General features: G+C 71.2%; 22 protein-coding genes. 18 read left to right on the forward strand and 4 right to left on the reverse strand.

Going from position 1 to position 24,937, the window contains the following annotated elements; translation table 11 throughout:
• From QSK31_RS05450 to QSK31_RS05460, 3 genes are all read left to right on the forward strand, one after another.
• Positions 1-519 carry a hypothetical protein gene (locus QSK31_RS05450; RefSeq protein WP_285682042.1) on the forward strand — a complete coding sequence of 173 codons (519 nt, stop codon included), beginning with the start codon at positions 1-3 and terminating at the stop codon, positions 517-519.
• A gap of 84 nt (positions 520-603) precedes the next feature.
• Positions 604-1,869: an FAD-dependent oxidoreductase gene (locus tag QSK31_RS05455; RefSeq protein ID WP_285681619.1), complete on the forward strand. Its 1,266-nt coding sequence runs from the start codon at positions 604-606 to the stop codon at positions 1,867-1,869.
• Positions 1,866-2,711 carry a hypothetical protein gene (locus QSK31_RS05460; protein ID WP_285681620.1) on the forward strand — a complete coding sequence of 282 codons (846 nt, stop codon included), beginning with the start codon at positions 1,866-1,868 and terminating at the stop codon, positions 2,709-2,711. Before QSK31_RS05455 ends, QSK31_RS05460 begins: the two co-directional genes overlap by 4 nt.
• A 596-nt stretch (positions 2,712-3,307) precedes the next feature.
• Here QSK31_RS05460 and QSK31_RS05465 read toward each other — a convergent pair.
• On the reverse strand, positions 3,308-4,789 hold the full coding sequence (locus QSK31_RS05465) for a sigma-70 family RNA polymerase sigma factor (RefSeq protein WP_285681621.1): 1,482 nt from the start codon (positions 4,787-4,789) through the stop codon (positions 3,308-3,310).
• Positions 4,790-4,976: 187 nt separating this feature from the next.
• Here QSK31_RS05465 and QSK31_RS05470 point away from each other — a divergent pair, with 187 nt between their 5' ends.
• From QSK31_RS05470 to QSK31_RS05510, 9 genes are all read left to right on the forward strand, one after another.
• A complete protein-coding gene (locus tag QSK31_RS05470; RefSeq protein WP_285681623.1) occupies positions 4,977-6,446 on the forward strand; it encodes a non-reducing end alpha-L-arabinofuranosidase family hydrolase in 1,470 nt (489 codons plus the stop codon).
• Between the two features lie 407 nt (positions 6,447-6,853).
• A complete protein-coding gene (locus QSK31_RS05475; protein ID WP_285681625.1) occupies positions 6,854-8,866 on the forward strand; it encodes a hypothetical protein in 2,013 nt (670 codons plus the stop codon).
• Positions 8,863-10,332, forward strand: coding sequence for a GT4 family glycosyltransferase PelF (gene pelF, locus QSK31_RS05480; RefSeq protein ID WP_285681627.1), 1,470 nt, complete (start codon positions 8,863-8,865; stop codon positions 10,330-10,332). The genes QSK31_RS05475 and pelF overlap by 4 nt, the downstream gene beginning before the upstream one ends.
• Positions 10,329-11,573, forward strand: a complete 1,245-nt coding sequence (locus QSK31_RS05485; protein ID WP_285681629.1) for a hypothetical protein — start codon at positions 10,329-10,331, stop codon at positions 11,571-11,573. The genes pelF and QSK31_RS05485 overlap by 4 nt, the downstream gene beginning before the upstream one ends.
• Before the next feature lie 35 nt (positions 11,574-11,608).
• Positions 11,609-12,601 carry an SDR family NAD(P)-dependent oxidoreductase gene (locus QSK31_RS05490; protein WP_285681631.1) on the forward strand — a complete coding sequence of 331 codons (993 nt, stop codon included), beginning with the start codon at positions 11,609-11,611 and terminating at the stop codon, positions 12,599-12,601.
• Between the two features lie 11 nt (positions 12,602-12,612).
• Positions 12,613-13,344, forward strand: a complete 732-nt coding sequence (locus QSK31_RS05495) for a sugar phosphate nucleotidyltransferase (RefSeq protein ID WP_285681634.1) — start codon at positions 12,613-12,615, stop codon at positions 13,342-13,344.
• The gene (locus QSK31_RS05500) at positions 13,344-14,198 is read left to right on the forward strand and encodes an NAD-dependent epimerase/dehydratase family protein (protein ID WP_285681635.1); all 855 of its coding nucleotides are present in this window, start codon (positions 13,344-13,346) and stop codon (positions 14,196-14,198) included. The genes QSK31_RS05495 and QSK31_RS05500 overlap by 1 nt, the downstream gene beginning before the upstream one ends.
• On the forward strand, positions 14,198-14,851 hold the full coding sequence (locus QSK31_RS05505; RefSeq protein WP_285681637.1) for a spherulation-specific family 4 protein: 654 nt from the start codon (positions 14,198-14,200) through the stop codon (positions 14,849-14,851). Before QSK31_RS05500 ends, QSK31_RS05505 begins: the two co-directional genes overlap by 1 nt.
• Positions 14,848-15,759, forward strand: coding sequence for an endo alpha-1,4 polygalactosaminidase (locus QSK31_RS05510; protein WP_285681639.1), 912 nt, complete (start codon positions 14,848-14,850; stop codon positions 15,757-15,759). The genes QSK31_RS05505 and QSK31_RS05510 overlap by 4 nt, the downstream gene beginning before the upstream one ends.
• 10 nt (positions 15,760-15,769) lie before the next feature.
• Here the strand turns inward: QSK31_RS05510 and QSK31_RS05515 are convergent, their stop codons facing one another.
• A complete protein-coding gene (locus QSK31_RS05515; protein ID WP_285681641.1) occupies positions 15,770-16,228 on the reverse strand; it encodes a YybH family protein in 459 nt (152 codons plus the stop codon).
• Between the two features lie 161 nt (positions 16,229-16,389).
• On the opposite strand from QSK31_RS05515, the gene QSK31_RS05520 reads away from it, so the two are divergent.
• Together QSK31_RS05520 and QSK31_RS05525 are read left to right on the forward strand one after the other, a co-directional pair.
• Positions 16,390-17,262: an NmrA/HSCARG family protein gene (locus QSK31_RS05520; RefSeq protein ID WP_285681642.1), complete on the forward strand. Its 873-nt coding sequence runs from the start codon at positions 16,390-16,392 to the stop codon at positions 17,260-17,262.
• Positions 17,263-17,274: 12 nt separating this feature from the next.
• Positions 17,275-17,700, forward strand: coding sequence for a MarR family winged helix-turn-helix transcriptional regulator (locus tag QSK31_RS05525; RefSeq protein ID WP_285681644.1), 426 nt, complete (start codon positions 17,275-17,277; stop codon positions 17,698-17,700).
• 69 nt (positions 17,701-17,769) lie between these two features.
• Here QSK31_RS05525 and QSK31_RS05530 read toward each other — a convergent pair whose 3' ends face one another.
• A complete protein-coding gene (locus tag QSK31_RS05530) occupies positions 17,770-18,630 on the reverse strand; it encodes a ketopantoate reductase family protein (protein WP_285681645.1) in 861 nt (286 codons plus the stop codon).
• Positions 18,631-18,686: 56 nt separating this feature from the next.
• Here QSK31_RS05530 and QSK31_RS05535 point away from each other — a divergent pair, with 56 nt between their 5' ends.
• A complete protein-coding gene (locus QSK31_RS05535; RefSeq protein WP_285681646.1) occupies positions 18,687-19,322 on the forward strand; it encodes a TetR/AcrR family transcriptional regulator in 636 nt (211 codons plus the stop codon).
• Positions 19,323-19,713: 391 nt separating this feature from the next.
• On the forward strand, positions 19,714-19,917 hold the full coding sequence (gene cspE, locus QSK31_RS05540) for a transcription antiterminator/RNA stability regulator CspE (RefSeq protein ID WP_013283833.1): 204 nt from the start codon (positions 19,714-19,716) through the stop codon (positions 19,915-19,917).
• 239 nt (positions 19,918-20,156) lie between these two features.
• Here cspE and QSK31_RS05545 read toward each other — a convergent pair whose 3' ends face one another.
• Positions 20,157-21,965 carry an AMP-dependent synthetase/ligase gene (locus QSK31_RS05545; protein WP_285681651.1) on the reverse strand — a complete coding sequence of 603 codons (1,809 nt, stop codon included), beginning with the start codon at positions 21,963-21,965 and terminating at the stop codon, positions 20,157-20,159.
• Positions 21,966-22,209: 244 nt separating this feature from the next.
• On the opposite strand from QSK31_RS05545, the gene QSK31_RS05550 reads away from it, so the two are divergent.
• Both QSK31_RS05550 and QSK31_RS05555 read left to right on the forward strand, forming a co-directional pair.
• Positions 22,210-23,244 (forward strand): carboxypeptidase-like regulatory domain-containing protein, encoded by a 1,035-nt coding sequence (locus tag QSK31_RS05550; protein WP_285681654.1) that lies wholly within the window; start codon positions 22,210-22,212, stop codon positions 23,242-23,244.
• 273 nt (positions 23,245-23,517) lie between these two features.
• Positions 23,518-24,921, forward strand: coding sequence for a right-handed parallel beta-helix repeat-containing protein (locus QSK31_RS05555; RefSeq protein ID WP_285681656.1), 1,404 nt, complete (start codon positions 23,518-23,520; stop codon positions 24,919-24,921).
• Positions 24,922-24,937 lie beyond the last annotated feature (16 nt).

Below are 24,937 nucleotides of genomic sequence, written 5' to 3' on the forward strand. Positions count from 1 at the left end.
ATGTCGACGCGCGGCGCCGCGGCCGTCCTGGCCGGCCTGCTGCTGGCGATCCTGCCGGCGGCGGGCCCGGCCTGGGCGCACAACGGAAAGCTCCAGCTGGAGGTGGCCGGCGACGGCGCCACCGGCGTGACCGTGCAGGCCCGCCACGCCGACGGGCACCGGCTGGACACGATGGTCCGGCTGGTGCTCAGCGCCACCGCCGAGGGCGGGCGGACCGTCGGACCGGTGCAACTCGAGCCGGCGGGGGAGGGGCAGGGCTTCTACACCAGCGGCCCGGTCCTGGCACCCGGCACCTGGAAGGTGACCGTCACCGCCCCGGCGCCGTACGCCACCAAGGCGACCGTCGAGGTACGCGCGAAGGTGGCGCAGGCGGCCCCGCCACCGGTGGCCGAGGCGGCCGGACCCGCCGCGGACGCGCAGGTGTGGCGGTGGTGGCCGCTCATCCTCGGCGTCCTCGGCGTCCTCGCCGGTGTGGCGATCATCGCGTCGGTGGTGCGTCGGCGCACGCTTCGGGTCTGATCGGACACGTATCCGACGTCGGGTTTCCAACGTGGAATAACATCTACGGCGATCGATCTTTCGGCGTACACGAAGGACTGACTGATGCGGATCGCCGTTGTCGGGGCCGGGATCACCGGGCTCAGTGCCGCGTGGATGCTCGACGGTTCGGATCACGAGGTCGTCCTCTTCGAGGAGAGTGACGTCGCCGGGGGACACGCGCACACCCTGACCGTCCGGCGCGACGGTGTGGACGTCCACGTGGACACCGCCTTCTCGAACCTCACCAGTGCGACCCATCCCACCTTCAAGGCGTTCCTCGAACGCCTCGGCATCGGGTGCGAGCGTTCCGTGGCCACGTTCGCGCTCTCCTCGCGGCCCCGGCGCAGGAATCTCATGGTGGTCCCGTCGGCCCGGCCCGCGCACCTCGCTTCCGCGGCGCGCCCCACGGTCCTGCGGAACCTGGTGGCGTTCGGCCGGGCCATCGACGCCGCCGTCCCGCTCGAGGTGAACGGCGACTGGACCCTGTCGGTGCGGGACTACCTCGCCCGGCTCCCGCCCGCCTTCGTGTCGAAGGTGATGGGGCCGACCCTGGCCGCGATCGTCGGGACCTCCGCCGAGGAGGCGCTGGACTTCTCGGCGCGGGCGGCCATGAAGTTCCTGGTCTGTCCCCGCATCGAGGGCACGCGCGCGTCCCTGGAGGCATTGAAGGTCGAGGGCGGCGTCAGCTCGTATGTGCGGGCTCTGCTCGGGTCGCTCAAGACCGTGACGGTCCGGCTGAACGCCGAGATCGTCGCGGTCCGGAAGGAGGCGGACGGCTTCGTCCTGGTGACGCGGACCGGCGAGGAGCACACCTTCGATCAGGTGGTGCTGGCCACACCGGCCTACAAGACCGCCGAGATGCTCGCGCCGCTGCCCGGCGCCGAGCCGCTGCGCCGGCTCCTCGAGCGGATCGAGTACTACGAGACGGCCATCGCGGTCCACGCCGACCCTTCCTACATGCCGGCGTCGCGCGGCGCCTGGTCCTACGTCAACATGCTCCTCGACGACCGCGGCGAGTGCGAGAAGACCTTCTGGAGCGGCATGGGAGAGGGCGTGGACGTCTTCCGCAGCTGGGTGACCCTCGGTTCGAGCGTCCCCCGGGACCGGTACGCGATGTACCGCTACCAGCACCCGCGGATGACGCCCGAGTACTACCGGATCCAGGCCCGGCTCGCGGCGCTCGATCCCGGCTCGGGCGGCCTGTGGCTGGCGGGCAGCTATCTGGACGACGTGGACACGCACGAGAGCGGGCTCCGATCGGCGATGGAGGTCGTCCGCCGCCTCCACCCGGAGTCGGAGAACCTGAACGCCCTGACGGTTCCGGCATGATCGACACGCCCGAGTACGAGTCCCGCGCCGCCGAGGAGAAGCAGACGATCCTCTGGCGGGAGGTCCTCGGCTCCCGGTACGCCGACCTGCCCGCCCTGCGCCGGTCGGCGGGCCCGCTCCAGGCGCTCCGGCTGGTCGGCGGCCTCCTGCGTCGCGGGCGGCGGACGTACTCGAGCCGAACCGACGTCCTCGAGCCGCGCACCAAGCTCTCCCACCCGTTCGGCGTGGTCGCGGCCGCGGAGTTCCGCGCCGGCCCGGACCCGCGGGCCGGGGGAGTCCTCGACGGCGCCCCCGCCCTCGTCCGGCTCTCCATCAGCGGCCACCCGGAGGAGGGCGGCTACTCGCCCTCCATGACCCTCAAGTTCCTGATCGACGGCTTCCCGTCCGTCAACCTGCACCTGATGACCTCGATCGACGGCCAGCAGGGCGAGTACGACTTCTTCCGGGATCCGCTGACCAACATCCTGCCCGTGCCGGCCTCGCCCGCGGGAAAGCTCTCCGCCCCGTTGCTCGCCCGGATCATCGGCCAGGAGAACCCGTTCCGGATGGACGTCGACCACCTCGCCTTCCGGGACCGCACGGGCGCGATCTGCTACGACCCGAAGCCACCCCACCAGGTCGTCTTCCGTCCGAAGCTCAGCCTGCCCCGGACGGCCGGCGACTTCCGGGAGGCGCTGTCGACGATCCCGCCCGCCACCGAGCTGTACGAGGCCTGGGTGCGCTACTCCGCCGACGGCGACCTGACCCGCGCCGGCACCGTGGTCACCTCCACGGAGTTCGTCGCATCGGACTTCGGCGACCGCGTCCTGCACTTCCACCACCGGCGGTGGGGCGTCGACTGACACCCCGGGGACCGTTCGCGGTGAAGGCCTGATCGGTCGTCCTTTCTGGTGCGCGGCGTTGTTGCCGCCGCTCGCGCCTAGTGTTGGGTTTCGCTCGTGTATGCCAGGCCCCCGGGTGCCTGCTCACCGTCTCTGCCGCCGCTCGCGGTGGTAGCCGGGCGCGAGAGTGGTCGGTCAAGGCGGCATCTGCGGCGCCGACGGCCGGCCCGACCGTTGCTCGCCGCCCACACCGGGCGGCCGGTGGTAGGACCGGGCGCTATCCGGCACCGATTGACCGCTCCCGGCTACCACGCGCGCGGACCGTGGTAGCAGGGAGCGGCATTTCGGCCCGGATACCGCGCTGGCCCACCATCGCGTGCCTGGTCTACCACTCGCGCCTGCTCCTACCACCCCGCCCGGCCACGGCCGTGAGTGGCGGCAGCGACGGTGAGCGGGCACCCGGGGGCCTGGCATACCCGAGCGGAACCCAACGCTGGGCGCGAGCGGCGGCAGAGACGGTAAGCAGGCACCCGGGGCGCCTGGCATACCCGTCCCGACCCCACACCCAGCGGAAACCCCGGCAGCAACGCTGGACCAGACCTTCACCCGAAAGGTGGCTAGCGCCGGGTGAAGACGAACGAGGTCTCCTCGGCGTACGCGGCGCCGGGATCTTGAGGGTCCAGCCCCAGCGGCCCGCCGCTCGCGCGCACGAACCGGGCGGGGAAGTTGAAGGAGGCGAGCCGGACGCTGCCGGGCGAGACACCGGGCTGGGGGCAGAACGTGGCGTCCATCTGGAACAACGGCAGGCCGTCGTCCGCGCCGAGCACCAAGCGGAAGGACGAGTGCCGGACGTACCGGCCGTCGGTGACGCGCATCGACACGCAGGCCGCGTCGAAAAGTCCCGGTACCACCGTGACGGCCAGGCCCGGAACGCCGGCCGCCTCGGCCAGCTGGTCGCCGTCGAACGCCACGACGGCGTCCGCCCGGGCCGCCGGTCTGAGCACGGCCGGGCCGAGGGGGAGGAGCCGCGCCGGGTCGAGGGGGAGGGGCCGCGCCGGGCCGAGGGGGAGCGCCGGGCCCGGCCGGATCGCCGCCGGCTCTGACGGCGTGCCGGGGTTCGGACGTGTCGATCGGGTCGTGGGTGTCGGTGCGGGCGTGGGCGCCGACGACGAGGCGGCGGCGTACGGCCTGCGCGGCTGGTCGTCGGGCAGGGCCAGGTAGACGCCGCTGGAGACGGTCGCGCCCAGCAGCAGCGCGGCGGCGACCTTGGCGCCGGCCAGCTGTGCCAGCCATCCGGCGGCGCCGGCGCCACCGCCGACGAGCTCGGTGACCGCGCCGGCCGGTGCGGACACGGAGGCCGCGCCGGCCAGCAGCCGTTCCAGCGGAACGAATCCGGACCGGACCGCGCCGCACCGGTCGCACCGGCGCAGATGCCGGGCGAAGCGTTTGCGCCAGCGTGGCCCGGGCGTGCCGTCCCAGTGCCGGGCGACCGCCTCCAGGCCGGGGCAGCGTTCATCGGCCTGGAGCGCGGTCACCAGGAAACGGCTCAGCTCGAGCTGGCGGCGCATGCGCTGGATCCGGACGCGGGCGTGCGCGGAGCTGACGCCCAGGGCGGCGACCACGTCGGCGCGGCTGAGGTCGCCGCCGACCTCGCGCCACCAGAGCGGCAGCAGGTCCTGGTCGTCGGGGTCGAGCCAGCGGGAGGCCTCGGCGATCCGCCGGCGCTGGGTGGACAGGCCGAGCCGCAGGTGGGTGGCGTCGGCGAACTCCGCCCCCGGGTCGGGGACGCGCGCCGCCTCGTCCAGCGATGTCACCCGGTCACGTTCCAGCCGCCGGGCTTGCTGCCGGTTGCTGATCTGGTGCATCGCGATGGCGACGAGCCAGGACCGGAACCGCTCGGGCGTACGCAGGCCGGGTAGGTCCCGGTGTGCCCGGAGGACGGTCTCCTGCACGACGTCGTCGACATCGGCGTGATCGTCGAGGGCCTCGCCGACGATGCGGTACAGCAGGGGCATCGACGTGGCGATCAGTCGTTCCGCCGCCTGCCGGTCACCCGCGCGGGCGGCGTCCGCCAGGTCGGTCCAGCCACTGACCTCCACCACATGCTCCTTTCGCCGCCGTGGCCGGAAAGTGTTACGCGGACCGCCCGAAACCGGCCGTCTTGAGGGCGTGGAAACATTCTGGCAACATCGGCCTCGTTCGATGGGAGCGTTCCCACGGCTGTGCGCCATATGCACGGCGAGCTGCCCGGTCACGCATGTTAGCGATAACACTCTGGGGAGAACCATGTCCGTGAAGACCCGTTTCCTGGCGGCGGCCACCACGGTGCTGACCGTGCTGGCCGGCGGCATCCTGGCGGTGCTGCCCGCCTCATCCGCGGCGGCCGCGACCGTCGACCCGACGGCCTGGTATGTGCTGGTGAACCGCACCAGCGGCAAGGCCCTCGACGTGTACAACCTGTCGATGGCCGACGGTGGCCGGATCACGCAGTGGTCGCGCAACGACGGCAATCAGCAGCAATGGCAGTTCGTCGAGTCGGGCGACGGCTGGTACCGGGTGAAGTCTCGGCATTCCGGCAAGGTGCTGGACGTCTACAACTTCTCCATGGCCAACGGCGGCGCCATCGTGCAGTGGGCCGACGGTAACGGGCAGAACCAGCAGTTCCGGCTGGCCGACTCCGCCGACGGCTACGTCCGGCTGATCGGCCGGCAGAGCGGGAAGGCGGTCGAGGTCCAGGGTGCGTCCACGGCCGACGGCGCGAATGTGGTCCAGTACGACGACTGGGGCGGCGGTAATCAGCAGTGGCAGCTCGTCCGCGTCGGCGACGGCAGCACCCCGCCACCCGAGGGGTGCGCCCTTCCGTCCAGCTACCGCTGGTCGTCGAGCGGCTCGTTGGCGACGCCGAGGTCGGGCTGGGTCTCGCTCAAGGACTTCACCACCGTGCCCTACAACGGCCGGCAGCTGGTCTACGCCACGACCCACGACACGGGTACGACGTGGGGCTCGATGAACTTCAACCTGTTCACCAACTGGTCCGACATGGCCTCGGCCGGCCAGAACGCGATGTCGTCGGCCACCGTCGCGCCGTCGTTGTTCTACTTCGCCCCGCGCAGCATCTGGGTCCTCGCCTACCAGTGGGGCGGGCCCGCCTTCTCCTACCGGACCTCGAGCGACCCCACCAACCCGAACGGCTGGTCGGCGCCGCAGACGTTGTTCTCCGGCAGCATCTCCGGCTCCGGTACCGGGCCCATCGACCAGGCGCTGATCGGTGACGGCACGAACATGTACCTGTTCTTCGCCGGGGACAACGGCAAGATCTACCGGGCGAGCATGCCGATCGGGAACTTCCCCGGCAGCTTCGGCTCCTCCTCGACCATCGTGATGAGCGATTCGACGAACAACCTGTTCGAGGCGCCCCAGGTCTACAAGCTGCAGGGCCGGAACCAGTATCTGATGATCGTGGAGGCGATCGGCGCGAACGGACGCTACTTCCGGTCGTTCACCGCGTCGAGTCTGGGCGGTTCCTGGACGCCGCAGGCCGCGACCGAGGGCAACCCGTTCGCCGGCAAGGCCAACAGCGGCGCCACGTGGACCAACGACATCAGCCACGGCGAGCTGATCCGGGTCAGCGCCGACCAGACCATGACCGTCGACCCCTGCAACCTGCGACTGCTCTACCAGGGGCGCTCGCCCAGTTCGGGTGGCGACTACGGACTCCTGCCCTACCGGCCGGGACTACTAACCCTGCAGCGCTGAAGGTCGTAACTACTCTGCGTGAACTAACTCCGCCGTCCGGGCAGTCAGGGTCGGTCATTCGGCCCCGGCTGCCCGGACGAGTTTCGGTGACCGAACGGACGGCGTCGCCGGCGCTTCCGCACAGCGCTGCGAAACGACCAGAAGGACTTGAACGCCGCGGACGGGCACGCTTCTCGCGACAGCTCGACCCGAGTGGCCGCGACCCCGGTACCAACGGCCGATGCGGTCGCTGGTCACGCTCCGGAGTCGCATTTCCGATCACGCGGAGTAATTCAACAGGTTGTCCGGAGTGTGACTAGTGAGGTTTGACGGGTCGATCCGCATATGTCGACTGGGTATTCAAATCTCCGTTTCCGTCACCTAGCGTCTCCCTCCTGAACGGCGCGACAGACACCTCGGGAGGGAACATGGTGCGCTCCCTGCGCTCCACATTGATCACGGCGGTCGCGACAGCCGCGACGGCCGGTCTGGTCGTCACGCCGGCCTTCGCGGCCGCACCGGCCGGCAGCCGGATCGAGCTGAAGGTGCTCGTCGTCACCGACGGCGGGCCGGCCACCTCGGCGATCGCGGCCGAGCTCACGTCGGAGGGTGTGCCGTACCGCGAGGTCGACCTCCGCGACGCCGCCCGGCCCACGATCGACGCGGCGTTCCTGGCCGACACGGTCACCGGCGCCGGGAAACTGATCGACCGGGCGCACTACCAGGCCGTCGTGATGCCGGGACCGGACCCGTTCGGCAACGCCACCGAGCTGGCCGCGCTCACCGCGTACCAGCGGAAGTTCGACATCCCGCAGGTGAACGCCTACGTCTACCCCGGCGCCGGAGTGGGGATGGGCACCCCCACCTGGGCCGGGTCGCTGGACGGCGTGAACGCCACCCTGACCACGGCCGGCAAGAGCGTCTTCGGCTACCTCAACGGCTCGGTGCCGTTCGAGGACAACTCGCCGGCGGTCGCCGAGTCGTACGGCTACCTCGCGTCCCCCGCCGACGCCGCCACCACGCCGCTGCTGACCGCCGCCGCGCCGGACGGCTCCGCCGGCAACACCCTGGTCGCCGAGTACCGGGCGGACAACCGGCGGCAGATGTCACTGAGCTTCGTCTACAACAGCGCCCAGCAGCAGTTCCGGCTGCTCGCCCCGGGCATCGTCAACTGGATGACCGGCGGGGTGCACCTCGGCCTCAGCCGCAACTTCCTGTCGGTGCAGGTGGACGACGTCTTCATGGGTGACGCCCGGTGGAGCACCACCGGCAACTGCACCCCCGGTGAGGACTGCAGGACGGGCATCACCACCAAGGACATCCGGATGAGCGCCGCCGACGTGTCGGCCGTGTCGTCCTGGCAGACCAGCCGCAAGTTCACCTTCGACATGGTGTTCAACGGCAACGGCAGTGCCGAGGCCGCGTCGACCGCCTTCCTGCGCCTGGACCCCCTGACCGTGGCGTTCGTGCTGCAGAAGGGGAACTTCCGGTGGACCAACCACACCTGGAACCACGAATACCTGGGCTGCGTACGGGACACCACGGTGATCCCGTGGCGGTGCTCAACGACGACCAGCGGTTCCGCGACCTGGGCCTCCCAGGCGCTCATCACCTCGGAGATCAGCAAGAACGTCACGTGGGCCGGCAACGCCCTGCGCAAACTGCCGATCGACCGGACCGAGCTGGTCACCGGTGAGCACTCCGGGCTCTACCTCCTGCCGCAGCAGCCGCAGACCAACCCGTACCTGGCCCCGGCGCTGACCGGCCAGGGCATCAGGTGGCTCGCCGCGGACAACTCCCGGATGCCGGACCAGATCCAGGTCGGCTCGGCGCTGACCGTGCCGCGGTACCCGATGACCGTGTACTTCAACGTCGGCAAGCGCACCGAGATGGCCGACGAGTACAACTGGATCTACACGTCCCGGGCCGACGGCGGCAGCGGCATCTGCGAGGACAACCCGGCCACCAGCACGTGCATCGCGCCGCTGAACACCACGACCGGCTTCCAGAGCTACATCGTGCCGCTGGAGACCCGCCTGGCGCTCGGCCGGATGCTGAACAACGATCCGCGCCCCTACTACGCGCACCAGGGCAACCTGGCCGAGGACCGGATCCTGCTCACCATGGTGGACAGCATCCTCACCCGGTACCACTCGCTGGTGGCCGACAACGCGCCGTTCATCAACCCGCGGATGAGCGCGGCGGGCCTCGAACTGCAGCGGCAGAACGCCTGGCGCGCCGCCGTCGCCAACGGCACCGTCAGCGGGTACGTCCAGGACAAGGCGGTGCACGTCGAGGCGCCGGCGTCGGTCGCGGTGCCGATCACGGCGACGACCGGGACCAAGCGGGGTACGGCCGCCTTCGGTGACGCGTACGCCGGCCTGCGCTCGGCCTGGACCGCCACCGCGGCCAACGGCACCGTGGACCTGGTGCTTCCGTGAAGATCGCCATGCTCACCGAGGGCACCTACCCGCAGGCGTTCGGCGGGGTCAGCGTCTGGTGTGACCAGCTGGTGCGTGGCCTGAAAGACCATGACTTCGACGTGTACGCCATCCAGGCCGCCGGCACCGAGCCGGCCGCCTGGGAGCTGCCGCCGAACGTCACCGTCCACGGCATCGCGCTGTGGCCGCCCTTCGCCGGGCGGCCACGGCCCGCCCGGCCCCGGAACACGGATCGGCTCGTCCCGGCGTACCGCAGAATGATCTTGGCTCTGCTGAACAAGGGATCGGACGCGGAGGAGTTCGAGGCAGCGCTCCGCGAGATGGTCGAGTGTGCGGCCGCCGATCCGGAGGGCGCCGGCCTCGCACCCTACGGCGAGGAGGCGGCCGGCTGGCTGATGGACGCGTGGCCGGCCAACACCGCGCTCCGTCAGGTCGCCGCGCCGTCGGTGCTGGACGCGCTGACCGCGGTGGACGTCATCGAGCGTTCGCTGCGGCCGCTGCTGCACCCGGCGCCGCGGGCCGACCTCACCCACGCGGTGACCAACGGCCTGGCCACCCTGCCCGGGCTCGCCGCGAAGTGGCTGCACGGCACGCCGATGCTGCTCACCGAGCACGGCGTCTACCTCCGGGAGCGCTACCTCGGGCTGCGTGCCGCCGGGTACAACTGGCCGATCAAGGCGACCCTCGCCGCGTTCCTCCGGCTGGTCTGCGTGACGGGATACCGCAACGCGGATCTGGTCGCCCCCGGCAACCGGTACAACCGCCGCTGGGAGACCAGGCTCGGCGCCGACCCGTCGCGGATCGAGACCGTCTACAACGGTGTCGCCCCGGAGGACTTCCCGGCGGCCGGTGCGGAGCCGGCGACGCCGACGGTCAGCTGGGCCGGCCGGATCGACCCGATCAAGGACCTGGAGACCCTGATCCGCAGCTTCGCCCTGGTCCGGGCGGAGCTGCCGGACGCCCGGCTGCGCATCTTCGGCGGCACCCCGGCCGGTGGCGAGGCGTACCGGGAGACCTGCGAGGCGCTGGTCGCCGGGCTGGGACTGTCCGGTGCGGTCACCTTCGAGGGCCGGGTGGCGGAGATCCGCGACGCGTACGCGGCCGGGAACGTGGTCGCGCTGTCGAGCATCTCCGAGGGCTTCCCGTACACCCTGATCGAGGCGATGACCTCGGGACGGGCGACGGTCTCCACCGACGTCGGCGGGGTCCGCGAGGCGGTGGCCGACACCGGCGTGGTGGTGCCGCCGCGCGAGCCCGAGGCGATGGCCGCGGCCTGCCTGGAACTGCTGCGCGACGAGGCCCGGCGGCACGACCTGGGCCGGCGGGCGCGCGAGCGGGCGCTGGCGAACTTCACCGTGGACAAGGCGGTGGACAGCTACGACGCGATCTACCACGACCTGGTCTTCCGGATGTCCCGCGAGGCGACCCCCGAGATCCTCGACCACGAGTCGGCGGAGGTCCGATGAGCAGCGCCTACGCCGAGGCGGCGGTCGACCGGTACGAGGTGGCCGCGGCGCTCGAAGCCGACGGCATCACCGACGCGACGGCTCGCGACCACCACGCCGCCGACGATGTCTTCGACCTGGCCGACCGGCTGTTCCGGGAGGCGCCGCGGGAGCCGCAGCCGAACCGGCCGGCCGAGAGCCCGTGGCGGGCCACCCCGGTCACCCACGTGCTGCGGGGCGTCCTGTTCGGGCTCCCGGCCCTGGCCTACCTGAGCGTCGCCGACCGGCTCTCCGGCCCGCGCTCCGCGGTGCTGCTGGTCGTGTCGGTGCTGCTGTCCTGGGCGACCGGGCAGGGGCTGGCCCACCTGGGCCAGTTGCGGCGCAGCCAGTCCGGTCACGCCGGCGCCGCCGGCGTGCTGGGCGGCGCGGCCCTGGCCGCCGGGCTGCCCGCGGTGGCGATCGTGGCCGGGCTCGGGTTCGCCCTCGGCGTCCCGCTCGTGGTCACCCTGATCGCCGCCGGCCAGCTGGCCTACGTCCTGGCCGCCACCGTGGCGCTGGTCCTCGGCCGGGAGTGGTGGCTGCTCGCGGCGCTCGCCGCCGGCCTGGTCACTCCCATCGCCGGTGTCGCCGCCGCGATCGTCGTCGCCTGCTGGTCGATGCGGGGCGTCCGCCCTCAGTTGCCCACCCGGGCCGAGCTGACAGCCGCGTTACCGGCCGGCACGTTCGGCGTCCTCGTCGGCGCGCTGCTGATCTTCACTCCGGCGCTCCGGGCGCTGGACCCGCAGCCGGGCCACGGCACCGGCGTCGCGGTGGCCCTGGCCGTCCTGCTGCCGCTGTCGGTGAGCATGGGCGCCGCCGAGTGGCTGCTCTTCCGCTACCGCGCGGCGACCCACCGCGCGATGGCCGAAAGCCGCAACTTCCGGTCCTTCGGCCGCCGCGCGTCCACCGCCCTGTTCCGGGCGACCGCCGGCTATGTGGCGGTCCTGGTCGCCCTGCTCGTAGCCGGGATCGTTCTTACCGGAGAGCTGCCCCACCTCGAGCCGGTGCTGATCGGGCCGGCGCTGTTCCTGGCGCTGCTGCTGATGTCCTTCGACATCCGCCGCCCCGTCGTGCTGGCCTGCCTGGCCGCCCTCACCACGAACCTCGCACTGATCCCCCTGCACGCACCCGAGACCGTCCAGGCCGGCACCGCCGCCGGCCTGCTGGTCGCCCTGTACGTGTACGCCGCCCGCACGTTGCGGCGAGCTCAGTTCCACCTCTGATTCCCCGAAATCGAGATCCCCTGAGGAGAAACATCGTGTCGACGGTCGCAGTAACCGGTGCCGACGGCTTCATCGGCTCCCACCTGGTCGAGAATCTGGTCGCCCGGGGTCACCACGTGCGCGCCATGGCCCAGTACAACTCGCTCGGCACGTGGGGCTGGCTGGACACGCTCAGCCCCGACGTGATGGCGAACGTGGAGGTCGTCTCGGGCGACGTCACCGACGAGGCCACCGTGCGCGACCTGATCACCGGCGCGGGCACGGTCTACCACCTGGCCGCGCTGATCGCGATCCCGCACTCCTATCGGGCGCCCCGGTCGTACGTGAACACCAACGTGATCGGCACACTGAACGTGCTGGAGGCCGTACGGGATCAGGGTTGTGACCGGCTGGTGCACACCTCCACCAGCGAGACCTACGGCACCGCCCGGACCGTGCCGATCAGCGAGACCCACCCGGTGCAGGCGCAGTCGCCGTACGCGGCCAGCAAGGCCGGCGCCGACAAGCTGGTGGACAGCTACCACGCCAGCTTCGGCATCCCCGCGGTGATCATGCGGCCGTTCAACACGTTCGGGCCCCGGCAGTCCGCCCGCGCGGTCATCCCCACCGTGATCAGCCAGCTCGCCGCCGGCGCGGGGGAGATCCGGCTGGGCGCGCTCGACCCGACCCGCGACTTCCTGTTCGTGCAGGACACCGCCGAGGCGTTCGCGACCGTCGGCACGGCGCCCGCCGAGCAGGTGGTGGGGGAGTCGTTCAACGCCGGCACCGGTGACGAGATCTCGATCGGCGCCCTGGCCGAGACGATCGGCGCGCTGATGGGCCGCCCGGTGCCGGTACGCCTGGAGAACGAGCGCCTGCGCCCGGCCAACTCCGAGGTGATGCGGCTGGTCTGCGACAACACCAAGTTGCGTACGGCCACCGGCTGGGCGCCCGGCCACGACCTGAGCTCCGGGCTGAAGCTGACCATCGACTGGTTCCTGGATCCGGCGAACCTCGCCAAGTACCGCCCCGGCACCTACGCGCGTTGAGGAGACGACCGATGCACGCAGTCATTCTGGCCGGTGGCAAAGGGGTGCGGCTGCGGCCGTACACGACGGCTCTGCCGAAGCCCCTGGTGCCGATCGGCGACCAGTACTCGATCCTGGAAATCATCATGCGTCAGCTGTCGCAGTGCGGTTTCCGCTCGGTGACGCTGGCCATCGGCCACCTCGGGCACCTGATCCGGGCGTACGTCGGCGACGGCAGCCAGTGGGGCATGGAGCAGGTCGACTTCGCGACCGAGGAGTCGCCGCTGGGTACCATCGGGCCGCTGCTGCAGATGCGGGACCGGTTGCCCGAGCACTTCGTGGTGATGAACGGCGACATCCTGACCGACCTGGACTACGCCGATCTGCTGAACCGGCACCGGGCCGGCGGGTCCGACCTGACCGTGGCGACCTACGCCCGCCAGGTGAAGATCGACTTCGGGGTGCTGACCTCGGTCGGTGGCCGGATCGTCGACTTCACCGAGAAGCCCACCATGGACTACCGGGTGAGCATGGGCGTGTACGGGATGTCGGCCCGTGCGCTGCGCCCGTACACCCCTGGTCTGCCTCTGGGTTTTGACGAGCTCGTGCTGGACATGCTGGCTCAGGGCAGCGGCCCGGCCGAGTACGAGTTCGACGGCAACTGGCTGGACATCGGCCGGCCGGACGACTACGACCGCGCCAACGCCGAGTTCGGCGTGCTCGGCCCGATGCTGCTGCGTCAGCGTCTGCCCGAGGCGGCCTGATGCGCTGTCTGCTGATCGGCGCCTCGGGGTTCATCGGTGGGCAGGTGCGGGCGCGCCTGGCCGCCGACCCCGCGGTGACCGTGATTCCGGCCGGTCGGTCCGGGCCGATGCGGCTGGACCTGACCGAGGGCCCGCTGGTCGCCCGGCTGCGCGAGGCGGCCCCGGACGTGATCGTCAACTGTGCCGGGACGATCGACGGTTCGCCCTCCGAGCTGGCTCTCGGCAACGTGGTCGCGGTGGCTCGGCTGCTGTCGGCGATGTCGGCGGCCGGTCTGTCCAGCCGGCTCGTCCACCTCGGCTCGGCGGCGGAATACGGCGCGGTGCCGGCCGGCATGTCGGTTGCGGAGAGTTCAACACCACAACCCGTTTCGGCGTACGGGATGAGCAAGCTGGCCGGGACCGAGCTGGTCCTCGCCGCCCGCCGCGACGGCCTGACCGCCACCGTGCTGAGGGTCTTCAACCCGATCGGCCCGGGTACGCCGTCGACGCTGCTGCCGGGACGGCTGGCGGCGGCGCTGCGGGATCCGGCGATCCGGCTCGGTCGCCTCGACGGGCACCGCGACTTCGTGGATGTCCGGGACGTCGCGGCCGCGGTCGAGGTCGCCTGCTGGGTCACGGGCGCGTTGCCCGGCATCGTGAACATCGGCAGCGGCCGCGCCACCGCGCTGCGGGACCTGACGGCGCTCGCGGCCGGGATGGCCGGGGTGCCCCAGCCGATCGAGGAGAGCACCGGATCGGCACGCTCGGCCGCGGTCAGCTGGCTGCGGGCCGACATCACGGTGGCCGCGGCGACGCTCGGTTTCCGGCCGGCGTACTCCCTCTCGGATTCCCTGCGCTCCCTCGTGGCGGCTTGATGAACTCTCTGGTCGTACCCGCGTATTTCCATCCCGCCGTGGCCGGCCCCGACTGGGAGGCCTTGGCCGCGCACGGGTCAGCGGTCCGTGCGGTCGTCCTCAACTCGTTCAACGGACCCGGGCCGGCGCCCGAGCGTTCGCTGATCGCGGCCGCGGTGGCGACCGGGCGGCCGCTGCTCGGCTACGTCGACACCGACTACGGGCGGCGTGACCCGGACGAGGTGCTCGCCGACGTGGACCGCTGGCACGACTGGTACCCGACCGCCGGCCTGTTCCTCGACCGCGTCGCCACCGGTTCGGACCTGCTGATCTGGTACGACGTGGTGATGACGGAGATCCGTCACCGGACCGCCGGCACGGTGGTGTTCAACCACGGCGCCCACCCGCATCCCCGGTACGCGGAGCTCGCCGACGCGCTGGTGACCTTCGAGGGGCCGTACGCCTGGCATCAGGAGATCGAGGTGCCCACGTGGGTCTGGTCGGTGCCGGCCGAACGCATCTGGCACCTGGTCTACGACACACCCGCGGCGCTGTTGCCGTCGGCTCTGAAACGGGCCGCCGAGGGCAGGGCCGGCGTCGTCTACGTGACCGACCGGGCCGGGGCGAACCCGTGGGACGGCATGCCCTCCTACCTGTCCGCTCTCGCCCGATGACCGCGCGGCGCCTCCTCGTCCCGCTGGCCGCGTCGCTGATGCTGCTGGCGGCCTGCGGAACAGCCCCGCAACCGGTCGTTGTCGCGTCTCCTTCTCCCTCGGCCGTCATTTCCCCGTCGCCGCCCGCTCCCTCGGCCTCCCCCTCACCCACGCCCACCGTGCGGCCCTCTCGTTCTCCTTCCGCCTCGCCTTCGCGGAAGCCGGCCGAGCGCTGGGTGCCCAAGCCCGGCATTACCTGGCAGTGGCAGCTCACCACGCCGGTCGACCTGAGTGTGGACGCCGAGGTCTACGACATCGACGGTTTCCTCAACGACGCCGACGTCGTCGCCGAACTACACCGCCGTGGCCGGAAGGCGATCTGCTACGTGGAGGTCGGCGCCGCCGAGAACTTCCGCCCCGACTACCCGGACTGGCCGCGGGAGCTGCTCGGCGGCTCCAACGGCTGGCCCGGCGAGCGGTGGCTCGACATCCGCGACCCGGCGAAGCTGAAACCGGTGCTGGCCAAGCGATTCGCCATGTGCGCGAAGAAGGGCTTCGACGCGGTCGAGCCGGATCTGATGGACGCCTACGAGTCCGAGACCGGCTTCCCGATCACCGCGGCCCACCAGCTCCGGTTCAACCGTTTCGTCGCCCGGCTGGCCCACGAGCACGGCCTGTCGGTGGCGCTGAAGAACGACGTGGACCAGGCCGCCGAGCTGGTCGGCGACTTCGACTTCACGGTCAACGAGGAATGCGCCGCCTTCGACGAGTGCGCGAGCCTGAAGCCGTTCCTCGAGGCGGGCAAGGCGGTGCTGCACGCCGAGTACGACCTGGCGCCGGCCGAGTACTGCGCCGAGTCCCGCCGCCTGAACCTCAGCTCCCTGCACAAGTCCCGCGACCTGGACGCCGCCGCCACCCCCTGCCCGTGAGCCCGGGTGGTCAGCGCGTCCGCTCCCAGAGCGGCAGGCGGAAAGTCGCGTAGGTGAACTTGCCGGAGATCTGACCGGCGTCGTCGAAGTGGAAGACGTCCAGGCCGTGCCACTGCATCCGGCCGCCGTAGCGGAGGCGGGCCAGCAACCGGACCGGCAGCATGGCGCGCCGGCCGTTGGCGCCGGTCAGGTCCAGTTTGCAGGCCCACCGGATGGTCGCCCGGCGGCGGGATTCGTCGATCACCTGGTCGTACACGTCGAAGGTCATCGCGCCGTAACGCCCGGCGAACTGGGGTGCGAACTCCGCCCGGATCGCTGCGAGGCCGTGTAGTTCGGGGCCGTGGCCGGGCAGGTACCGGGCGTCCTCGGCGAAGTAGGACATGACCCGGTCCAGGTCGGGCTCGGGCTCGTTGAACGCGGCCACGAAGGCGTCGATGGTCTGGCCGAGGTCGGTGCCGCTGGTGGTCATGAGCCTGCTTCCGGTACGTGAGGTCAGCCGGCCGTGACCCTATCCGCCCCTCGCCACCTCCTTCCCTCGGCACCGCCTTCCCTCGCCACCGCCTTGCAGAAGTTCCTGCCGTGAACTACTTTAGTTCACGGCAGGAACTATCGAGGAGTGGAGACGGAATCATGAATACGATCGCTGTTTTCGGGGGGACCGGTAAGCAAGGTGGGTCGGTCATCGACGCGCTGCTGTCCCGCGGTGCGCACGTCCGCGCCCTGGTCCGCAGCCCCGAGTCCGACCGGGCCCGGGCGCTGGCCGGCCGGGGGGTCGAGCTCGCGCGGGTCGAGATCGACGACGCCACGTCGCTGTCGGCCGCCCTGCGGGGAGCCGAGGCCTTCTTCCTGATGACCACCCCCGCGGGTCACACCCTGGCCGACGCCGAGGGCGAGACACGGCAGGGCGTCGCCCTGGTCGATGCGGCGGTCGCGGCCGCCGTGCCGCACGTCGTGTTCAGCTCCGTCGGAGGCGCCGAGCGCGACTCGGGGGTGCCGCACTTCGAGTCGAAGCGTCGCGTGGAGGAGCACCTGGAGCGGTCCGGCCCGCGGGCGACCATCGTCCGCCCGGTCGCCTTCATGGAGAACTTCGCGTTCCTGGCGCCGACCGTGGAGGACGGCGTCCTCGTGCTGCGCATGCCGCTGCCCGATCACATCCCGCTGCAGCTGATCGCCGTGCGGGACATCGGGCGGATCAGCGCCGCCTTCCTGCTCGACGCGGCAAAGGCGCCGGACGGCGCCGTCGAGATCGCCGGGGACGAGCGCACCGGCAGCCAGATGGCCGCCGCGTTCGGCGCGCACGCCGGGCTGCCGGCACGCTACGAGGCTCTGCCCCTGGAGGTCCTCGGCGACAACGCGGACGGCCGGGCGATGTTCCGCTGGTTCGCGGAGACGCCCGCCTACCGGGCCGACCTCGCGGCGGTGCGGGCGATCGAGCCGGCCGTGCAGGACCTGCCCGCGTGGATCCGTACGAGCGGATGGACGCTCGACGCGCGGGTAGGCTGACCACGGAATACCGTGGCGAGGGGGAACGGCGTGGCGCGCGAGGCGTACGGGGACAAGCTGGTCTGGCTGTCCACCCTGATCCAGCGCCGGTACGCACAGATCTGCGCCGAGCACGACCTGACCCCGGCCCAGGCGACGCTGTTGTGCGCGGTCAAGGACGGCCCGGAGCGCATGGGTGGCCTCGCCGCCTCGCTCGGCATGACCAAGAACGCCCTCAGCCAGCTGGTCGACCGCACCGAGCAGCGTGGCCTGGTCCACCGCGGCAGCCCCGAGCCCGACCGGCGGGTCATCACCCTCAGCGTCACCGCCGCCGGGAAGGAACTCGCCGAGGCCGTCTACGCGGAGGTGACCAGGCGCGTGCCCGACATCGCCGTCGGCCTCAGCCCCGACGACCAGGGCCACCTCGAACGCATCGCCACCACCATCGTGGACGGATGAGTCGGCAGGGCACGCCCTGAACCCTGTCTCTGGACCCGCCTCGCACTTGGGTGATCCACGAGACAGGACTCAGACGCGCAACTGTTCGGCCAGCTTGTCGTACTCGGCGGTCGCCGCCGCGGGCGTGGCGCTGTCGAGCCCGCTGTTGGCGACCGTCGAGCTTCGCAGGAAACGTCGCAGCACGGCGACGAGCAGCCCTTCCGGCAGGGTTTGCAGCGCGGCGAACCCGCGGGGGACCGGGGGAGTGGGCATGGCGGCCAAGTTCCGCCGCATGCCGCGGAGCATGTGGCGGACGGCGTCCGGGTCGTCGGCCAGCACCACCGGGCCGCCCGCCTCGTCCACCGCCCGCCCGAGGGCCACCTCGAACGCGGCGTGCGTCCTGAGCCAGGCGTCCATCCGCGGCTCGTTCTTGGCGTTGATCCCGGCGGTGCGGAGCGTACGGACGATCCGTTCCACTCGCGGGGTGCTGCGGCCGCCGGGTTCGCCGATCGGCATCGGGAGCAGGCGGTTCATCAGGGTGCTCGCGCGGTGACGGACCACGTCGCCGTCCATCTTGCCGCCGGCCGTGGGGAAACCGAGCAGCACCCGCTCGTGACCGATCACCGCGCCGAGCGGCTCCGCACCGGCTGCCCAGTTGAGCAGGAACAACACGTCGCCCTCGAGGCCGGCGAGGGACTCCAGCACCGCGTCCACCTGGTGGGTGCGGACCAGGACGGCGGTCAGGTCGTACCCGCCGGCCGGGTGGTCGACGATCGGCACCGCCACCCGCCGGACGTCCGGGCTGTCTCCCTCGGCGAGCAGCACGCCGTGCCGGCGCAGGGCGGCGAGGCGGTCGCCGCGGGCGAGGAGCGAGACGTCGTGCCCGGCTTCGTGCAGGCGGGCGGAGAACAGGCTGCCGAGAACTCCGGCGCCGTACACGAGCATTTTCATCGGTGGCCCTTCAATCATACGTTTGTTTGAATCGAACGTTTGTATAGTATGCACCCATGCCGCCACCCAGCACCCGTGTCCAGCTCCTCGACGCGGCCGAGCACCTCTTCGCCGAGCGCGGCTTCCGCGGCACCTCGGTCCGGGCGATCACCGACCGCGCCGGGGCCAACCTGGCCGCCGTCGGTTACCACTTCGGCTCGAAGGCGGAGCTCCTGGCCGCGGTCATCCGCCGGGTGGTCGAGCCGATCAACGCCGCGCAGAACGCCGGGCTCGATCGACTGCTCGCCCGGACGCCGGACCCGTCGGTCACCGACCTGGTGGAGGCGTTCGCGGGGCCGCTGTTCGACGAGATGCCGGTCGGTGACGAGGGCGGCGCCCGGACGTCCCGGCTGATCGTGACGATCCTCGGCGACCCGGCGGAGGAGATGCGCGCCTGGACCGGCCCGGCCGAGGACACGATCCGCGATCGCTTCCTGGCGGCCTTCGGACGCGCGCTGCCCGGCCTCTCCCCGGAGGAGTTGTGGTTCCGGGTGCGGGGGATCCTCGCGGTGACGGCCGTTGACCGCGTCCAGGCCTACCAGCAGGACGCCCCGTCCGGCCTGTCCCCGGTGGCGGGCGACGCGGCCCGGCAGTGGGCGATCACCTTTCTGGCGGCGGCGCTGAGCGCGCCACCGACCGGGTCGCGCTCTTGACTGTGGCCCGGGGCACAGTGTCGACCCGCGCGTCTGGTCGGCCTTCCTTCAGGGAATCGTCGAGCTGTACAACCCCGCCCAGATCGACGTCCTGCAGCGCGCCAGCGTCATCCTCGACGCGTCGTGAGGTGCGATCGGCTGAACTGCCGGCGGGCCGCTCGGCGATCTCCCCCGGAGCCGGTTCGGGAGCCTTCGCCACCGGACGACCGATCATGTGCTAGCCTGATCAAGTTGCAGTTTTGATTTCCAAAGACGTTACCTGGCGCTGACAGGGTGTCCAAAGCCCATTTAAGCGCCGTTCGTTTGTCGTGTCGTTTATTTCGATGCGGGTGATCAACGCGGCGGCGTAAGGGCTCGCACAGTGCGGTCCCTAGCCTACGAAAGAGCAGACATGACTACAGGTACCGTGAAGTGGTTCAACGCCGACAAGGGCTTTGGTTTCATCAGCCCGGACGATGGCGGCGCTGACGTCTTCGCCCACTTCTCCGCGATCTCGGCGAGTGGCTTCCGCAGCCTCGACGAGAACCAGAAGGTGGAGTTCGACATCACCCAGGGTCAGAAGGGCCCGCAGGCGGAGAACATCCGTCCGCTCTGATCTACGCTTTCGAACGGCGGTCCGGCTTCCACAGCGGGCCGTCGTTCGGCGTTTGCTGCTCCTTTTTTACCGCCTAGGTTCCTAGGATACCCACGGCTTGTGCCCGCAAGCACGGGACGACAGGTCCGCCACGGGTCACGAGCTGACGGGTTCCAGAGCCGCGCGGGTCTTGGGCTGGCGGGTTCAGAGCCGCGCGGGTCTTGGGCTGACGGGTTTCGAACCCGCGCGGGTCTTGGGCGTCACATCTGCGCGAGCGTGCCCTCATACATCCGGTCGATCTCGCCGGCGAAGTTCGCCTCCGTGGTGCGTCGCTTGATCTTGAGTGAGGGCGTCAGCTCGCCGCCCTCGATGCTCAGGTCGCGGGGGAGGATGGCGAAGTCCTTGATCGTCTCCCAGCGGTTGAGCTTGGCGTTGAGCTGGTCGATGTAGCCGGCGATCAGGGCGCGCGCCTGCTCCGAGGCGACCGCCTCGCCGTACGGCCTGCCCTCGAGTGGCCCGCCGGCCGTCCAGCCGGCGACGGCGTCCGGGTCGAGCGAGACGAGCATCGTGCAGTAGTTGCGGGACTGGCCGATGACGACCGCCTGCGAGGCGTACGGGCACAGCGACTTGAACATGCCCTCGATGTACGACGGTGCGATGTACTTGCCGCCGGACGTCTTGACCAGGTCCTTCTTCCGGTCGGTGATCTTCAGGTAGCCGTCGGCGGACAGCTCGCCGATGTCGCCGGTCCGGAAGAAGCCGTCCTCGGTGAACACGGCTGCCGTCTCCTCCGGCAGGTTGTGGTAGCCCCGCATCACGGGCGCGCCGCGCAGCAGGATCTCGCCGTCGGAGTCGATGCGGCACTCCACGTCGCCCAGCGCCGTGCCGCAGGTGCCGACACGGACCGCGCCGGGACGGTTGACGAAGACACCCGCGCTCGTCTCGGTCAGCCCGTACCCCTCGCTGATCGGCAGGCCCGCCGCCGCGAAGAACTCGCCGAGCGGCACGGAGACCGCCGCCGCGCCGGCGACCAGCATCCGGATCCGGCCGCCGAGCCGGGCGTGCAGCTTGGCGAAGACCAGCTTGTGCGCGATCGCGTAGGGCACCTTCAGGGCGAGGCCGTCCCGCGCGACCTTCTTCTTTCCGGTACGCACGGCCCAGGCGAAGATCCTGGCCTTGGCGCCACCGGCGTCCTGCGCGGTGATGACGACCCTGTTGTAGACCTTCTCGAACACCCGGGGCGGCGCGCACAGGATCGTCGGCCGGACGACGGCGAGGTTGTCGATCAGTTTGTCGACGCGCCCGTCCACGTAGGTGGGCAGCCCGACGTGGATGACGCCGCACAGCAGCGACTTGCCGAACGAGTGCGACAGGGGCAGCCACAGGTACTGCAGGTCCTCGGGCACCAGCATGCCGAGCTCGCTCTGCGCGACGGCCTCCCAGCACCAGCCGCGGTGCAGCAGCTCCACGCCCTTGGGACGGCCGGTGGTGCCGGACGTGTAGATCACGGTCGCGAGGTCGTCCGGCCCGATGGCCGCGACGACCTTGTCGATCAGGTCCGGCTCGGCGGCGAGGGCCGCGACGCCGCGCGCCTCGAGTTCGCCGAGGGTCAGCTGCGGCGGCGTGGCCTGCGGGTCCGCCGTGCCGTCCATCAGCACGACGTGGGTGACCGCGGGCAGGGCGGCGCCGGCGAGCTTCCCGGCCTGCTCCGGGTTCTCGGCGATGACGACCCGGGAACCGGAGTCGCCGATGATGAAGGCCGCGTCCGCCGCCTCGGTCGTCGGATACACCGTGGTGGTGGCCGCGCCGGCGCACATCACCCCGAGGTCGGCGATGACCCAGTCGAGCCGGGTGCCGGCCAGGATCGCCACCCGGTCCTCGGCCTCGACGCCCAGGCCGCGCAGACCGGCGGCGATCGCGGTGGCCCGCTCGCCGACCTGGGCCCAGGTCAGCCAGACCGGCCCCGAGCCGTCGGCGGCCGGGTGGGCGAACGCCGGCCGGTCCGGCGTCGCCGCGACGCGCTGGAGGAACATGTCGGGAATCGAGCGGTACGGGATTTCCAGGGTCATCTCGGCGCCGCCTCCGCTGGACAGACTGTCAAGGGGCTCTCGCAGGGTGTCACCGAAGGATAGGGACAGTCCGGCGCCTCGACCAGCCCCGCCGGATGTGCGCGGCGGGCGCTATGAGCCGTCTGCGCGTCACCGGATCATCCGAGGCAACGATGGATGCCAGGTCGCGCAACGCACCCGGGACAGGGCATAGTGTCCCGCGGCGTCATCGAGAGGTGTCGCTGCCGCGACGAAGGGGTGGGACGTGACGACGCGCTTGGGTGCCCGGTGGGCCGGAGCCGCTGGGTTGATCGCGCTGGCCGGGGCGACGCTCGCGGTGTCCGCGACGCCGGTGGCGGCCGCCCCTCCGGCCATCCGCATCGAGAGTGTGTCGTCGGACAACGTGAAGTCCGGCGGTACGGTGCGCGTGCGGTTCCGGGTCACGAACAACGAGCGTGGGACCGAGCGGGCCTTCGTGGCCGTCTCCGGTGGCCTGCGATGCACCAAGGGATGTTCCGCGACCAAGGACCTCGGGCCGGGCGAGAGCGCGTCCTTCGACGCCACGGTCGTCGCGCCGAAGGTGAGCGCCGGCGAGGAGTCCGGCCTCAACCTCGCGGTCACCGTGCGGATCGGCCTGCAGACCGGGTTCGCCCACAAGATGATCCTCGTACGCGGCTCGGAGGCGCCGTCGTCCGCGGTGACCCAGGTCTCCGGCCGGGTCCGCGACGCCGACGGGAAGGCGGTCGGCAACGCGACCGTGGCCGTGCGGGACAGCGCCGGGCACTCCTACCAGGCGACCAGCGACGGCAGCGGCAAGTTCTCGATCAGGTCGAGCGACAGCAAGCCGATCGCTCCCGGCTCCATCACGGTCGCCGCGGGCAAGGACGGCTATCGGACAGCTCGGGTGACCGCTCGAGGCGTCGCCGGCAGCGCCGCGACCGTGCGGCTGATCCTGGCCCCGGTGGCCACCCCCTCCACGACACCGCCGTCGCCCACCGCCGAGGCGAGTTCCCCCGTGGTGGCGGAGGAGGAGCCGGTGGCGGAGGACAGCCTCGCCGGGGTGGCGCCGCCGGCAACCGTCAAGACCGCCGGGGATGAGGGCGGCGGTCTGCTGCTGGCCACCATCGTGGGCGGGCTGCTGGTCGCCGCGGGTCTGGGCGCGCTCGCGCTGGTGCTGATCCGCCGCAGGAAAAGCCCGGTCGTGCCGGTCGCGCCCGTCTCCCCGGGCGGTGGCCGCTTCGCCGACGCCCCGACCGCGTTGCTGCGCACCGTGCCGCCGGACGGCCGACCAACCCGCTAGGCGATCGCCTGACCTCGAGGGACGGCCCGTCTCGACCTCGCCCCAAGGGAGGTCGAGACTGTCCGGCATGCCGTCGAAGTTGTTGCGAGCCTCGCCGAGGCCGGCGTGACCTGGTGGATGGAGTCGCTGATCCACTTCGACCCGCTGGAGCTGACCACGCATGTCGTGGACAGGGGTCCGCCCCGGCTCTGAACCCGGTGCGGGCCCGGGCCCGAAACGTGCATCGTGAATTGTGCGTTTGCCCTGGTCAGGGCTTAGAGGCATAGTCGCAGGATGCCGACCATCAGGCGTGTCGCCGTCATCGTCACCGTCGCTGCCGTCGTTCTTGGACTGTCGGTCACCGGGGCGGAGGCGAAAGGCGGCTCGGCGTTGTACGTGTCACCTCACGGATCCGACACCGCTGAGGGAACGGCGCGTCATCCGTTGCGTACGCCTCAGCTTGCCGTTGATCGTCTCGGTAGCCGCGGCGGAACCGTGCGGCTGCTGGGCGGCAGATATGCCCGTCAGCGGATCGTCATCGAGGACCGCGCACACATCACGGTGCGGGCCGCGGCCGGAGCGGTTCCGGTTCTCGACGGAGCGGGTCTGGCGCCGGCCGACGGGCAGAGCGGCATGATCGAGGTCCGCGACAGCTCGGACATCACGGTCTCGGGTCTCACGGTCACCGGCTATCGCACCAGCCTCGTGTCGGCCGTGCCGATCGGCATCCTGGTGATCGGCTCCGGCCGCTCGATCCGGCTCAGCGGCAACCACGTCCACCACCTCGGCAACGACAACGGCACCCTGGGCAGCTTCGACATGAACGCCCACGGCATCGCCGTCTTCGGCACGAGGGCGGCCCGGCCGCTCACCGGCATCAGCATCACCGGCAACGAGCTGGACCACCTCGTGCTCGGCGCCAGCGAGACCCTGGTGCTCAACGGGAACGTCGACGGGTGGGCGGTCACCCACAACGACATCCACGACAACAACAACATCGGCATCGACGCGATCGGGTTCGAGCCGACCATCGGCGGGGCGGCCCGGTTCACCGAGGTCAACCGCGCGCGTAACGGGCTCATCGCGCACAACCGGGTGTCGCGCATCATCAGCGAGGGCAATCCGGCGTACTGGGAGGACGGCTCCTGGTGCAACTGCGCCGACGGGATCTACGTCGACGGCGGCACCGCCATCACCATCGCCGACAACCGGGTGGACGCCTCGGACATCGGCATCGAGGTCGCGTCGGAATGGCGTCAGGGGCGTACGAACGCCATCGCGGTCACGAACAACACCGTGACCGGGAGCCGCTACACCGGCCTGGCCATCGGCGGCTACGACCAGGACCGGGGCGAGGCGTACGACGTCGTCGTCACCGGCAACCTCCTGCGCGGCAACAACACCTTGAACGACGGCTCGCCGGAGATGCTCCTGCAGTACTACGTCCACGACACCACGATCCGGCACAACACCGTCATCTCGGCGAACGCGGACCAGGCCGTCCTGGTGTACCGCAACGCGCCGGTCGGAGGCGCGGCCAAGAACGCCCACCTGGTCCTGGACGACAACACGTACCGCGGACCGGTGCCCGCGGGTCAGGAGTCGTACTTCTGGAACGGCGTCGAGCAGCGGGGACTCCCGGCGTACCGGGCGGTCAGCGGCCAGGACAGGAGAAGCACCTACAACGGACGCCGCTGAGGCCGATGGCCATTGA

The sequence above is a fragment of the Actinoplanes sp. NBRC 103695 genome (genome assembly GCF_030269485.1).
Lineage (GTDB): Bacteria > Actinomycetota > Actinomycetes > Mycobacteriales > Micromonosporaceae > Actinoplanes.